This is a genomic window from Lutibacter profundi (genome assembly GCF_001543325.1).
Taxonomy (GTDB): Bacteria; Bacteroidota; Bacteroidia; order Flavobacteriales; family Flavobacteriaceae; genus Lutibacter; species Lutibacter profundi.
The window spans coordinates 1,509,497-1,524,987 of record NZ_CP013355.1 but is presented as its reverse complement, the minus strand read 5'-3'; the positions used below and the strand labels follow the sequence as shown (position 1 = coordinate 1,524,987).

Below are 15,491 nucleotides of genomic sequence, written 5' to 3'. Positions count from 1 at the left end.
TGATTTTTAATAGTTATTATTGATTATTTAAATTTTTGCACTTCTTAACCTAAGTGAATTTGCTATTACCGAAACAGAGCTAAAACTCATAGCCAAGGCAGCAATTATAGGTGATAATAAAATTCCAAACACAGGAAATAATACGCCTGCAGCAATTGGAACCCCTAATATATTATAAGCAAATGAGAAAAATAAATTTTGTTTAATATTTTTCATTACTTGATGGCTTAAATTTTTTGCTTTTACTATACCTTGTAAATCACCTTTTACCAACGTTATTTCTGAACTTTCAATAGCAACATCAGTACCAGTTCCCATGGCAATACCCACATTTGCTTGTGCCAAAGCAGGTGCATCGTTAATTCCATCTCCTGCCATTGCAACAATTTTTCCTTTAGCTTGTAATTCTTTTATGATATTTAATTTATCTTCAGGTAAACAGCCTGCTTTAAAATTACTTAAATGTAATTCGTTGGCGACAGCTTTTGCAGTATTTTCATTATCACCTGTTAACATAATTACTTCAACGCCTTTATCCATTAGAGCTTTTATTGCTTTTTTACTGGTTTCTTTTATGGCGTCAGAAATACTTACGTAACCAATAGCTTTTTTATTTACAGCAATAAAAGATACGGTTTTACCTAATTTTTGTTCGGTAATAATTTTGGTTTCTAATTCTTTTGGTATTTCTGTATTTGTTTGAAGCATTAGTTTTTTGTTTCCAAGAGCTACTTTGTTTTTAGAAACAGTACCTATAACACCCATTCCTGCAACAGCTTCAAAATCGTTCACTTTAATAAGTTTTGTGTTATTTTCTTTCGCATAGAGCACAACAGCTTGTGCTAAAGGATGTTCACTATACTGATTTAAAGAGGCAATTTGTTGTAATACGTCTTTTGAATCTCCATTAAGGGCATAAACACTTTCTACTGATGGTTTTCCTTCAGTTAGTGTTCCTGTTTTATCTGTTATTAGCACATTAACTTTATTCATTGCCTCTAAGGCTTCGGCATTTTTAATTAAAATACCATTTTGAGCACCTTTACCAACACCAACCATTACAGACATTGGTGTTGCCAAGCCTAATGCACAAGGGCAAGCGATAATCAATACCGCTACAGCATTTACAAAGGCATAAACCATTGCTGGATTTGGTCCAAAATTAAACCAAACAATGAAGGTTATGATAGAAATAACAACAACAATTGGAACAAAATATTTTGAAATAGTATCTGCTAATTTTTGGATAGGAGCTCTTGATCTACTTGCATCACTAACCATTTGAATAATTTGAGATAACAGTGTTTCTGAACCAACACGTTCAGCTTTCATAATAAAAGACTGCGTACCATTTATAGTTCCAGAGCTTACTTTGTCATCAATTGTTTTATCAACAGGAATAGGTTCACCGGTAATCATAGATTCATCAATACTACTTTTTCCTTCAACAATAACTCCGTCAACAGGAATCTTTTCTCCTGGTTTTACTCGTAGTAAATCACCTGCTTTAATATTGTGAATAGAAACCACCTTATCTTCACCATCAATAACTAGTGTGGCTTCAGAAGGCGCTAATTTTAGTAATTCTTTAATTGCACCACTGGTTTGGCTGTGTGCTCTAGCTTCTAACAGCTGGCCTAGTAATACCAATGTTAAAATAACTGCTGTAGCCTCAAAGTATAAACTAACATCACCTGTTTCTCCTTTAAATTCTTGAGGGAAAACATCAGGGAAAAATAATCCAACAATACTGAATAAAAAAGCGGCACCAGTTCCAATTCCTACTAGGGTAAACATATTTAAATTCCAAGTGATAATAGATTTCCAAGCGCGTTCAAAAAACATCCAACAAGCCACAAATACTACAGGAATTGTTAATAGAAATTGTACCCAATCCCAATAATATTGAGGCATTATTAATAGTAAAGGATTTTTTGGCAAGTACATTGCCAAAGAAATGAGCAAAACAGGAACAGAAAGTACGGTGGCTAATTTCATTTTTTTAGCCAATTTATTGTAGGTTTTTAATTCTTCACTTTCATCTGGTTCCATAGGGATTAAATCCATTCCGCAAATAGGGCAATTACCAGGAGCATCTTTAATAATTTCAGGATGCATTGGACACGTGTATTTTGAATCTACAACCAGTTTAGGTTGCTCAATTAAATCCATACCGCATTTTGGGCAACTACCAGGTTCGCTGTAAGTTTTATCATCTTCACAGCGCATAGGGCAATAATAAACACCAGAATCTGATTTTTCATGATTATGATTATGTGTGTGAGAGGTTGATTTATGATTATGGTGTTGAGCGTTTGGTTTATTGTCTTTCACATTTTTAGGAACTAAATTCATTTTGCATTTAGGGCAAGTTCCAGGTTTATCACTTAGCACTTCTGGGTGCATAGGACAAGTATATTTAGTTGAAACTTCTTTTAAAAACATACCACAAACAGGACATTTCCCCGACTCATCATAAGTTTTATCTCCTTCACAGTGCATAGGGCAAGCGTATATGCCTTTTTTGTTGATTATATTGCTCTCTTTTTCTTCTTTTTGAGAAGTTGTATTCGGTAAACTAATGGTATAGTGTAATCCTGCCAACAAAAGGGTTTGCTGGAGTTTTTCTATAGAAACATGTGTAGTCATTTCTACCGTGACTTCTTCTTTATTTAGATTAACATGTACGGCTGTTATTTCTTTCAAATTACTTAAAGCACTTTTTACATCTGTTTCACAACCAACGCAAGTCATTCCGGTTACCTTATATGTATGTTTCATAATAAAAATTTATTTGATTATTTTAATTGCTACCAAACGTATAAAATACGTATAAAATTAAGTTACGGTTTATTGGTTATTAACTATAATTTTTTGATAATTACTCATTTATAAGTTGTATTGTAAAATAGGAACCAGAATTTTCAACAAATTTTTGAAATACAATACCTTTTAATGTATCTATTTTTTCTTCTGATTTGTAGCTAATATTTGAAATGTTAACACCAGCTACCTCTATTTTTATATCAATTTCACCTAAAATAGTATATGTGTTGTCATCAGTTTTTTTAATATTTCGATTTATATAGTTCATATCAGTAATGGATGTAACACCTAAAAACCCTGTTTTATAGGTAGCTATAATTTTATAATCATCAAGTACATTTATTTCTTGAAAATTACTGGGATATAAAGAATTTTTACTCAATACATTAATATTAATTTTTTTAGAAGGTTTGTTTATAAAAGGGATGATACCCATAAAAACGCCTCCTTCTTTTGTGTTGCAACTATATTTAGAGGTTTCTTCCTTTTTTAAATTGCCTTTTTTATCAAATTTTTTCATGTTTATTTCTAAAGAGAATCCATTATTGTTTTTAACAATATTTCCAACTTTAATATATTGATAATCTACTATTTTATGGTTTTTATCAAAATTTGTTTTTTTAAACTGTTTATTCTCTATTTGGTACATTAACATTCCTTTAAGGCTCTGTGAGTACAGTTCAAATTTGAACAACAGTACAAAAAGTAACAGAGTACTAATTATTTTATTTTTTAAAGCCATAAGTATGTTCGTTCAAAATTTAATAAATTTATGCTTCCTTTTCCATTTTAATATAATGAAAAGCCTCTTTTATAGTTAAAGGTTTAGTAGAGTTTCCAGTTCTTATATAAAATATGGTATCTTTACCTTTTGATAAATAAACGGGTTCGGCAACTTTATCTATTGCTACAACACAAATAGTTTTTTTAGCTAATTGATGAAAATATACAGTACAATAAAAACAAAACTCTTTGCCTATATATTTTGAAATTATTTCATAGATTTTTTGTTCAAAACCATCAGTATTTTGTTGTTTTAGAGTTTTAAAATCTTTTTCTAAACCTAATATTTCTCCATCATCATTTACGCCAATAATTAATTTTCCACCTTTAGCATTCATAAAACCAACAATGGTTTTAGCAATTATAACTTCTAAATCAAGATTGGTTGTTTGTTGTTTAAAATCATATCTAACAGATGATTTTAACTCAACAAATTGACTTTCTCCTTGATTAATTAATTTTAATAAATCATTATTTAACAACTGAATATGCTTGTTTAATTTTTTGTTATTTAATTTATACAATCCAAAAATTAAACCTGTAATTCCTCCCATTAACATAAAAATAAATGACATATCTAGCATCCTATAAGAAAAAGAATGCTCTATTCTATGATTTAGAACATTAAAGAAAGATGTAAATGTTAATGGTTCAGAATTAAATTCATACCAATACACAACCATTGTTAAAGGGTGGAATATAAAATAGAAAATAATTACACCCATAATGGCATGAAGAATGACTGTTTTTTTGTCAACTAGCTTATTAAAAAAGAAGGTATAAGTTAGCATTTAATTCTTTTTAAATTTTCTAATAATTAACCTGTTACTTTTATCGTATGAGAAATAACTTATTGTCCAATTTAATCCAACAAGCAGTTTGTTTTTAAAACCACTTATAGACATTAAATGAACAAAAGACCATAATAACCAAGCTAAATACCCAGAAAATTTAAGTTTTCCTATGTCAGCTACAGCTCTACGTTTACCTATTGTTGCTAAAGAACCTTTATCACTATATTTAAAAGGTTTTGGTTGCTTATTTTTTAGAGCCCTGAGAAAACTATCTGCCAAATATTTTCCTTGTTGAATGGCTGGTTGTGCTACTTGAGGATGCCCTTTAGGTGTTTTTTCTGTTATCATTGCTGATACATCACCTATAGCATAAATATTATCAAACCCTTCAACCAATAGGTTTTCATTTACTTTTAAACGATTACCTCTAACAATATTATTTTGATCAAGCCCTTCAGGAAATTGCCCTTTTACACCAGCAGCCCAAATTAAATTTTTAGCCTGTATTTCTTTCCCACTTTTAGTTTTAACAAGGGTACCATCATAATCAATAACCGATTCATTTATTAAAACATTTACATTTAAATCTTTTAGGTATTTTAGTGATTGAGAAGAGGCATTATTAGACATTACTCCTAAAATTTTATTAGAGGCTTCAATCAAATAAATTTTCATTATTGATGCTGAGAATTCAGGGTAATCTTTTGGGATAATATATTTACAAAATTCAGCCAATGCACCAGCCATTTCTATTCCGGCAGGGCCACCACCAACAATTACAAAATTGGTTAGAGCTTTCTTTTCTTTTTCATTACAGGTTATGGTTGCTTGCTCAAGGTTTTGCAGCATCATATGACGTATATTCAAAGAGTCACGAATGTCTTTTAATCCAAGACCATTTTTTTGAACAGATTTTAATCCGAAAAAATTGGTAGCTGTACCTGTTGCTAATACTAAATAATCGTAGGTTATTTTACCTTTAGTAGTATAGATAGTATTTTCTTTTGGTTTAATTTGTAATACCTCTGTAAGCCTAAAATTAACATTTTTATAACCTGCTAGCTGTTTTCTTAATGGGAATGCAATGCTGTCAGGCTCTAAACCACTTGTTGCAACTTGATATAATAAAGGTTGAAATTGATGAAAATTATTTTTATCAATTAATACTACTTGAATAGGTTTGTTTTTTAATTTTTTGACTAATTCTAACCCAGCAAAACCACCTCCAATAACTACCAGCCTTTTTAGGGTTGTTTTTGGTAAACAAATGGTTTCTGATGAACGGCATTCTATGTCTTCATAAACATTAGATGTACAATCATTTTTCATTGTGTTATGTTTTAGCAGTTTTACTGAATTAAAATTCAAATCAAAAATCAACAAACAATTTTGTATTAGAGTTTTACAAACTCATTATAATTTTTTTCAGAAGCAAAATAAAGAACATCACTATTGCTATTTGGTTTTAAAACAATATAGGCAGTAGCTTTATCAACTTTTTCACCTGTTAGCGGGTCAGTGCTGTATCTTACACCTTCTAAATTGTTTTTTAGTTTATCTACACAACCTTCACAGCATCCGTAATATATTTTACCTTCCACCATAACAGGAATTTGTTCAGCTCTCATAAATGCATTATTTACATAACAAACCTCACTAGATTTTAGTTTCGCTCCTTTTTTTGTAGCAACAACTTTTTCTTTTTGAATAGTTGTTGTTGCTTTACTGTCTTGTTTTTTTTGATTAGTAGTTGTACAGCTACTTAAAATTATACTTAAAACAAGGACAGAGATTCCTAATAAATATTTCTTTCGTTTCATAAATGTTTTTCTTAAAATTAATAATTAGTGCCTGCAAAAGAAAAGAGCGTGTTTTTCAAGAGTGAAATAATCAAAATCATTTATTAATATGGGGTTACACTCTCTTTTCTTAAAAGCAGGTCTTTAAAATGTTTTAATGTTTATGTTTCATATTGTGATCCATTTTCTTTTCTTTCATATTTTTCATCATTTCAGGGTTCTTCATCATTACATTCATTTTAGCTAACATTTCAGGGTTTTTCATCATCATTTTCATCATTTTATTTTTCATCTCTGGATTAGCATTCATCATTTTCATCATTCCTTCTTTAGATTCCATATGTTTCATTCCATCACTTTTCATCATCATTTTCATCATTCCTTCATCCTTCATCATCATCATATGTATTTTGTTACGCATTGTTTCGTTTTCTATCATTGCGCTCATCATTTTATCCTTCATATCGGGATTTTGTTCCATTGCTTTAGACATGCTTTGTTGTTGCATATCCGTTTTTTTCATAGTATCCATATTTTGACTATTTCCGTTTAAACTTATTAGCCCTACAATTGTTAAAATAAATGCTATTTTTTTCATGATTATTTTGTTTTAAATTATTATTATTATTATTATTTTAATTTATTATTACTTAGTAAAGGTACTTTTAAGCCTTCTTTTATTTATATAGTATTATGGTTGATATCTATAAAATTTTATCTAAAGGCTTTCTATTCCAGTTAGATAGCTTTTTGTAAGCACTCATGCTCATACCTGTTATTTGTTTAAATTGGTTTGATAAATAATTAACACTACTGTATCCTAAATCGTATGATATTTGGGTAAAATTTAATTGCCCAGTTTGAATCAATTCTTTGGTTTTTTCAATTTTCAGTAATATGAAATATTTCTCAATGGTAATTTCAAGTGTATTGGAAAATAATTTACTTAAATAAGTATAATCTTTTTGCAATTTATGAGCTAAAGTAGCTGATAAATTTGTTGTCATTTCTATAGGAAGATCACTTATGATTTCAACTAAAACAGCTTTTATAGCTTCAATAATTTTAGTATCATCATCAATAATTAACTCAAAATCATGTTTCATTAATGCATTTTCAATACTTTGCAAAGTAATTTTATGTTTAGGGTCTTTTATTACAACTTTCCCTAATTTTATTTCAACAACTTGTGCTCCTAAACTTGTTAATTCAGTTTTTACTGCACTAATACAGCGATCGCAAACCATTCCTTTGATACGTAATTCTATGAGTTTTAAAGTTTTCAAAATAGAAAGTTTTTTAATTATTTTCCGTCTCTAATTCGTGTTTTACTTTCAACATTACTTACATATATCAACCCATCTCCTTTGTCTCCTGTTCTTGCATGTGTTTTTATAACATTGATAATTTTATCTACATCATCTTTATTACAAACTATTTCTATTTTTATTACTTTATTATGTAAAAAAGGGAAGTTTAGGCTCGGAAATTCAGTTTTAGGATCGGTGTAGTCTCCAACACCTTCGCCTTGAAAAACTGTAAAACAACAATACTGTTCTTTTTTTAGGTTTTTAGCAACTAAATTTAATCTTTCAGGTCGAATAAATGCTTTAATTTCTTTCATGATTTTACTTATTTAGGGGCTATTTTGAATTGATTTACAATTCAAAATAGCCCAAAGTATTTTATATAGATTTAAATGTTTCTTTTACACTGCCACAACTTGACATTGAGCTTTCTGCACCCATATAAGGGTTTACAATATTTTCTGAATTTGAAAACCAGTAAGCGCCGCTACCATTTGCCATTGGACAAAAGTTTTTGTAAACTTTACCTTTTGTAATGTTATCTTTAAAAAGAGGTTCCATTGAAATGGTTAACTCTGCAAATATTTTACGTTGGTTTTCTAAATTATCATTTTCAGCTAATTTAGTTGCAGCAACTAAAGATTCGGATGCTTTTCCATAATTATTTAAAATATCAACAAGCATTTTAGACATCATTTGTGCTTTTTTTGGTTGAGATTTAACCAATGCTTTATTAATCATTATATAATGCATATAAGCTTTATTTAAGTTTGCATCAGTAAATTGTGTTTCACCCATTTTTTGCTGCATCATTTCACCCTTCATCATCCCTTTTTTGTGGTTCATGTTCATTGTGCTATGGTCGTGTTTTTGCTGACCAAAAGTTGTTATTGATATACTTAGAGTAATTGCAATTATTAAAACAGTTTTAAAATTTAATTTGTTCATGTTATTTATGTTTTTAATTGTTTAATTTTTGTACTCTTTTGTAACTTCTCCACACGTTGGCATTTCGTCTCCATAGAATGGATTTTTAATAGTTTTATCGTAACTTAACCAGTACACATCTTTCATAGAACAGTATTCTAAATAAAGAGGTTTATTTGAATTTTTAAAGCCGAATTTTTCAATTGATTTTCCTAGTTCTGGTCCTAATTTAGCAAAAGAGATTCTTTGATTTTTAATATCTTTAGCATTCATAATTGAAGTTACTTGTAAATTCATTTTTTTCAAATCTTTCATCCATTCATTATGAGCATCTCCTAAAAGCACTAACATGTCTACATTATTTAAGGCTTTTTCAACATTTTTTGATTGCATTTTTGCTTCTGCAAAATCACCATCAAAAAGTAAATCTTTTAAATGAATGTACGCATCTACAACTTCTCCTAGCTGACTTTTAAATTTTGGGTCAATTTTAGATTTATCAATCATAACCATTTTCTTCATTTCTGCATCGTTCATCTCTGTTTTGGTCTCTTTCTCTTTTTTATCACCACCCATATCCATTCCAGCCATACCTCCTGTATTGCCTTTAGAACCTGTAGGGTTCATCATACTTTTTTGGCCAATTAATTGAGCAGAGGCATCAATTCTAAATACACCGTTTGTAGCCACAACTTCACCTTCTTTTAACCCTTTTGCTACAATGTAGAAATTACCCATATCTTGACCTAAAATAATTTCTCTATAAACAAATGAAATTGTTTTTTCGTGTGGTACTTTAACATAAACCACCGCTCTTTTACCAGTCCAAAGTACTGCTGATTTTGGAATTATAATAGCATTTTTAATATTGGTTAATTTGGCTTTAATAATACCATTAGCATACATTTCAGGTAATAATTTATTACCAGGGTTTTTAAGTTCAACACGTACTTTAGCAACTCTAGTACTTGACGAAACAAAAGGGTCTATATAGGTAACTTTGCCTTTGAAGTTTTTCCCAGGAATTGCATTAATTGTAAAATCTACTATATTGCCAACTTGTATCCAAGGAATATCGGCCTCATAAGCTTCAAACATAACCCATACGCTATTTAAATCTGCAATGTCAAATAAAGAGCTTCCTTCAGTAATATAGTCTCCAAGTTCAACATTACGTTTCATAACATAGCCTGTGTAATCAGATAAAATATCTATTTGTTCTTGTACTTTTTTAGATTTTTCAATAGCATCAATTTGACTGTCAGAGAGTTTCCATAATTTTAATTTATTACGAGCTGCTGTATATAATTGAGGGTAAATATCTCGAGATCTAATGGCTTCAAATAATTCTTTTTGTGCTGAGATTAAATCTGGAGAATAAATTCGTACTATTTTTTGTCCTCTATATACTTTTTCACCTGTAAAGTTTACATATAAGCGTTCAATTCTACCTGGAATATGAGACACCTGTGAAAATAAACGTCTTTCATCAGGTTTTACTCTACCTAATAAGCGAATTTCTTTAGTTGCACTTGCTCTTTCAACAATTGAAGTTTGAATATTTGCCAATTCAATAGCTTCAGCTGTTAGAACAATTTCATTATCCCCAATTTTTTCTTCAGAAGAGCTACTATTATCTACAGGAATTAGAGTCATTCCACAAATAGGGCATTTTCCTGGTTTTTCCATTCTTATTTGTGGGTGCATTGAGCAAGTCCATAATTTAGTTACTGGATCTTGAACATAATTATGTTCCTCTTCACTGTGTGAAGTTTTTGTATTGTCATTTCCAGAAAACACGTTTCCTAAAATAATTCCGATAATTAAAATACCGGCTCCTATAATATAATTTTTATATTTTTTCATACTATTGATTTTATTTTCCAATTAAATATTGCATAAATGCTATAGCCGCATTTTTGTCTATTAAGGCTTGTTGGTAAGCCAATTCATATTTTAATAGCTGACGTTCAATTCTTAAAACTTCTTCAAAATCTTTTGCATTTGTTGAATACGAAATAATTAATACGTCTAATACTTTTTTTGCTATTTGTGATTGTTTTTTGTTTAAAGCTATACGTCTGTCTCCATCACTAAAATTTTTATAAGAAGATGAAAAAACAGTACTTAATACATTCTTTTTGTCTTCTTTTTTAAAGCTTTCAGCTTCTTGTAAAAATTTAGCTTCTTTAATTAATGCTTTGTATTTCTTACGAAAAATAGGTATTTTAACACCTATTGAAGGGAATAAAAAGGCATCTTTACCATTATCAATTGCTGTTGAAGAAGGATTTTTTTCAACTACCGTATAATTTAATCCTATATTAAATTTAGGCAATCCTTCTTTTTTAGCAACAACTTCCTGATTTATAAAAGCATTTAATCTATGATTGATGCTTTTTAATTGGTGGTTGTTTGCATAAATTTCATCTAGCATATTTAATTTGTCAAATGGTAATTCATCTTGCCATAAAGTATCTGGTATTTCAATGCTATTTGAAACTTCTCTTGCTAATAAATTATTAAAATTAGTTTGAATAGTATTTCTTGTATCAACAAATAGCGCTAACTGATTTTCTAAATCATTCAATTCTAACTCAACACGTAATTCATCAACAATTGATGCTTTTCCAGCTTCAATTTTAACTAAAGATAGCCGTTTGAAAACCTGAAGAATTTCCATATTTTTTTTTGTAATTTCAATAGCTTTTTCAATAAAATAGTAATTAAAATAAGCTGTTTTTACTTCAAAGAAAAGATTTGACTTTGTATTTTCAAATTTTTCAAATTTCGCATTTGCCATTTCAGTTGCTACATTTTCTTTAGCGGCTAATAAGCCAAACCAAGGAAAACTTTGCGCAAGATTAAATTTCCATTTTTGTGGGCCAACACGTGTTTCAACAGGCTCAATAAAATAACCAAAAGCAACTTGTGGGTCTGGTAAAGCACCTACTTGAGGTACTTTTTCCATAGCAGCCATATATTCACTGAATGTTGCTTTTAATTCAGGATTATTCTCAGCTGCAATTTTCAGATAATTTTCTAGAGTTGTTTGACTAAAAGTGTTAATACTTAGTAGCAACAACCAACTAAAGAAAATTATTTTATACATTTTTACGTTCATGTTTTTAAATTTAAGCTTGTGATTTTTTTAATTCTTTTTTAAATTTATGCTCTTTCCACATACTGTATAATACAGGAACCACAAACATGGTCATTACTTGTAACAACATACCACCAAATGATGGAATTGCCATAGGTATAACCACATCTGCTCCTTTTCCTGTGGCTGTTAATACAGGAATTAGGGCTATAATTGCTGTTGCTGCGGTCATCATTGCAGGGCGTACTCTTTTAGATCCTGCGTGTAAAACAGAAGTTCTAATTTCTTTAATTGTGGTGGGTTTTTCTTTCTCAAAAACCTGTGTTAGGTATGTTCCCATAATTACACCATCATCGGTTGCAATACCAAAGAGGGCTATAAAACCAACCCAAACGGCGACACTTAGGTTTATGCTATGGAGCTGAAAGAGATCTCGCATATGGACGTCTGCAAAACTGAAGTTTAAAAACCATCCTTGACCGTATAACCAAATCATGATAAACCCTCCCGAAAATGCTACAAATATCCCACTAAACACCATTAATGCTGGAGTTAACGATTTAAATTGGAAGTATAATATTAATAAAATTAGCATTAATGAAATAGGTACTACAATTAATAAGCGTTTGGAAGCTCGAACTTGATTTTCATAATTACCTGTAAACCTATAAGTAACACCATCAGGTAATTTAAATTCTCCTGAATCAATTTTATCTTTTATTAGTTTTTGAGCAGCTTCAACAACATTTGTTTCTGCATTTCCTTCTTTCATATCAAAAATTACATAACCTGTTAAAAAGGTATCTTCACTTTTAATAACTTGAGGGCCACGTACGTACTCAATGGAAGCTAATTCACCCAATTCTATTTGGACACCTGCAGGTGTAGGGATTAAAATTTTCTTTAAATCATCAGGGTTGTCTCTATACTCACGGGCATAACGTACACGAACAGGAAAACGCTCTCTTCCTTCAACAGTGGTAGTTAATTGTTTTCCACCCACAGCGACGGATAATTGTGTTTGCATATCTTTTACAGTTAATCCATAGCGAGACATCGCTTGACGGTTTAGCTTAATTTCTAGATATGGTTTTCCAACAACTCTGTCAGCAAAAACTGTTGAAGGGTTTATACTAGGAACTTCTTTTAATAAGTTTTCTAATTCAAAACCTACTTTTTCAATGGCTTCTAGTGTTGGTCCAAATACTTTAATTCCCATAGGAGCCCTCATTCCTGTAGCCAACATGATTAAACGTGTTTGAATAGGTTGTAATTTAGGAGCAGATGTTAGACCTGGAAATTTAGAATGTTTTACAATCTCTTTCCATATATCATCTGCTTTTTTTATTTTTTGACGCCACTGTCTAAAATATTCACCGTCTTCATCTTTAGTTAATTGCTCTTTAGTAATCTTTCTGAATTTATCTTTGCCGTATTTATAGGTAGAACCATCTTTTAAAACGAAGGCTTTATCATCATTTACTTTAAAACGAACCCTTCTTCCGTCTTCATCCAAAATAAATTCAGGAATATAATTGATGGTATTTTCGTACATTGAAGTTGGTGCTGGATCTAAAGCAGAATTTACACGTCCCCATTTACCTACAGAAGTAGCTATTTCAGGGATAGAATTCATATGCTTGTTAATGGTTGCTATTACCTCCATATTTTCTGTAATACCAGAATGAGGCATTGTAGTTGGCATTAATAAAAATGAACCTTCATCTAAAGCAGGCATAAACTCATTACCCAATCCTGGAAAGGTTTTCTCCATACTTTTCCAAGCTACATTGTCTTTGGTGAAATTAGGCATAAATCCGAATACGGTTGAAAAACCCATCCAAATAGTAACTCCGAAGAAAACTATAATAATTGGAAGGGATAAAAACTTCCATTTATTATCCAAACACCACATTAATATAGGTTTGTAAAAATGAACAATGCTCATTAATAAACCAAGTACAACACCAATTACAATAATAACAAATATGAAGTTGACCAGTAGCGAATTGGAAGCTCCTAGAGGCATCCACTCTATAGTTAAAAAGTAAACGACAATAAAGATAGTGATGATAATATTAATAATATTAGCAACTTTGGTTGAATAAGGAAGTTTAATTTTGTTGTTAAATAAGCTTCTTTTAGCAACTTGTGTTAGTAAATTATTAACTCCAAATGCTACTAAAGCTAAAGACATTATACTTCCATATATAATTAAAAGTGCAAATCCTAAACCTATCAACATAGAATTAAATATTCTTGAAGAGCGTTTTTTATCTAATCTTATTGAAAATAATACATGTGCAATGGCTGGAATAAACATAATCCCAATAAATAAAGAAGATATTAGCGCAAATGTTTTGGTAAATGCTAAAGGTCTGAATAGCTTTCCTTCGGAAGCTTGCATGGCAAACACAGGTAAAAAACTTATAACTGTTGTAGCTAATGCGGTAATAATTGCAGAAGCAACTTCAATGGTGGCTTCATAAATAATTTGCAATAATTTTTTACCTCTTGCTCCTTCATTTTCTGGCATTTCGAGATGTCGAACTATATTTTCAGTAAATACAATCCCCACATCGACCATAACACCAATTGCTATGGCAATACCAGAAAGTGCAACAATGTTTGCATCAACATTAAAATATTTCATTAATATAAATGTCATTAATACACCAATTGGTAATAAACTTGAAATTAAAACCGAAGCTCTTAAATTGAAAACCAAAATTAATACGACCAAAATACTAATGAGAATTTCATGCGATAAGGAGGATTCTAAAGTCCCTAATGTTTCTTGAATTAATCCTGATCTATCATAAAAAGGAACAATAGTCACTTTTGAAACCGTTCCGTCAGCCAATGTTTTGGAAGGTAGCCCAGGAGCAACTTCAGCAATTTTATCTTTTAATTTATGAATTACTTCTTGTGGATTTGCACCGTAACGAGCTACTACAACACCACCAACGGCTTCTACACCACTTTTATCAAGCCCACCTCTTCTTGTAGCAGGGCCAAACTGTATTTTGGCAACGTCTTTTAAACGTATAGGAACATTGTCTCTAACGGTAACTACACTTTCTTCTAAATCAGAAAGGTTTTTTATGTATCCCAATCCGCGAACAAGGTATTCAACTTTATTAAATTCTATGGTACGTGCGCCAATATCTAAATTGCTGTTTTTAACAGCATTCATTATCATATTTACATCAACATTGTTGGCTTTCATAGCATTAGGATCAATTTCGATCTGATACTCTTTTATAAATCCACCAATAGAAGCAACTTCTGAAACACCGCTAGTAGCGGTTAAATAATAACGAACATAAAAATCTTGGATAGTTCTTAGTTCTTGAGGATCCCAACCACCTGTTGGTTTTCCTGTTTTAGGATCTCTACCTTCTAACGTGTACCAATACACTTGTCCTAACGCAGTTGCATCTGGGCCTAAAGCAGGTTTTACTTCGTTAGGTACAGTTCCTGGTGGTAAAGAATTTAATTTTTCTAGTATTCGTGTTCTACTCCAGTAAAAATCTACATCATCATTAAAAATAATGTAAATACTAGATAAACCAAAGATAGAATTACTTCTAATTGTTTTTACACCAGGAATACCTAGTAAGGCAGTTGTTAAAGGGTAGGTAATTTGATCTTCAATATCTTGAGGTGATTGCCCCATCCACTCTGTAAAAACAATTTGTTGGTTTTCGCCAATATCAGGAATGGCATCTACAGGAACCGGATTTCGTTCAATTAATGAAGTTTCCCAATTAAAAGGGGCTGTTACAATACCACCTATAATAAAGGTAGCAAGCAACATAAATGTTATTAACTTGTTTTCAAGAAAATAGCGAATTATTTTATTAAGCATATAGCATTTGATTTTAATTATTTATTTTTTAAAGTTATAAAAAACTATGGTGTATACCGTAATTTCTATAAAATACAAATA

Annotated in this window: 12 protein-coding genes; all 12 read right to left on the bottom strand. The window is 30.5% G+C overall.

Annotated features, from left to right (window positions below; genetic code table 11):
• Window positions 1–27: 27 nt before the first annotated feature.
• A complete protein-coding gene (locus Lupro_RS06735) occupies window positions 28–2,781 on the bottom strand; it encodes a heavy metal translocating P-type ATPase (RefSeq protein ID WP_068207722.1) in 2,754 nt (917 codons plus the stop codon).
• 100 nt (window positions 2,782–2,881) lie between these two features.
• Complete coding sequence (locus Lupro_RS06730; RefSeq protein WP_068207719.1) at window positions 2,882–3,475, bottom strand: hypothetical protein; 594 nt, start codon at window positions 3,473–3,475, stop codon at window positions 2,882–2,884.
• 121 nt (window positions 3,476–3,596) lie between these two features.
• Window positions 3,597–4,400 (bottom strand): AlbA family DNA-binding domain-containing protein, encoded by an 804-nt coding sequence (locus Lupro_RS06725; protein ID WP_082703873.1) that lies wholly within the window; start codon window positions 4,398–4,400, stop codon window positions 3,597–3,599.
• Window positions 4,401–5,732: an NAD(P)/FAD-dependent oxidoreductase gene (locus Lupro_RS06720; protein ID WP_068207713.1), complete on the bottom strand. Its 1,332-nt coding sequence runs from the start codon at window positions 5,730–5,732 to the stop codon at window positions 4,401–4,403.
• Between the two features lie 65 nt (window positions 5,733–5,797).
• A complete protein-coding gene (locus Lupro_RS06715; protein ID WP_068207710.1) occupies window positions 5,798–6,223 on the bottom strand; it encodes a hypothetical protein in 426 nt (141 codons plus the stop codon).
• A 133-nt stretch (window positions 6,224–6,356) separates the two neighbouring features.
• A complete protein-coding gene (locus tag Lupro_RS13365) occupies window positions 6,357–6,800 on the bottom strand; it encodes a hypothetical protein (protein WP_068207707.1) in 444 nt (147 codons plus the stop codon).
• A gap of 106 nt (window positions 6,801–6,906) precedes the next feature.
• Window positions 6,907–7,488: an AraC family transcriptional regulator gene (locus Lupro_RS06705; protein WP_144439115.1), complete on the bottom strand. Its 582-nt coding sequence runs from the start codon at window positions 7,486–7,488 to the stop codon at window positions 6,907–6,909.
• Window positions 7,489–7,505: 17 nt separating this feature from the next.
• Window positions 7,506–7,826: a P-II family nitrogen regulator gene (locus Lupro_RS06700; protein WP_068207699.1), complete on the bottom strand. Its 321-nt coding sequence runs from the start codon at window positions 7,824–7,826 to the stop codon at window positions 7,506–7,508.
• A gap of 61 nt (window positions 7,827–7,887) precedes the next feature.
• Entirely contained in the window at window positions 7,888–8,457 is a 570-nt protein-coding gene (locus Lupro_RS06695; protein ID WP_068207696.1) for a DUF3347 domain-containing protein, read from the bottom strand.
• A gap of 21 nt (window positions 8,458–8,478) precedes the next feature.
• The gene (locus tag Lupro_RS06690; protein ID WP_144439114.1) at window positions 8,479–10,302 is read right to left on the bottom strand and encodes an efflux RND transporter periplasmic adaptor subunit; all 1,824 of its coding nucleotides are present in this window, start codon (window positions 10,300–10,302) and stop codon (window positions 8,479–8,481) included.
• A gap of 10 nt (window positions 10,303–10,312) precedes the next feature.
• The gene (locus tag Lupro_RS06685) at window positions 10,313–11,548 is read right to left on the bottom strand and encodes a TolC family protein (RefSeq protein ID WP_158499555.1); all 1,236 of its coding nucleotides are present in this window, start codon (window positions 11,546–11,548) and stop codon (window positions 10,313–10,315) included.
• A gap of 22 nt (window positions 11,549–11,570) precedes the next feature.
• Window positions 11,571–15,410: an efflux RND transporter permease subunit gene (locus Lupro_RS06680; RefSeq protein WP_068207686.1), complete on the bottom strand. Its 3,840-nt coding sequence runs from the start codon at window positions 15,408–15,410 to the stop codon at window positions 11,571–11,573.
• Between the last annotated feature and the right edge of the window lie 81 nt (window positions 15,411–15,491).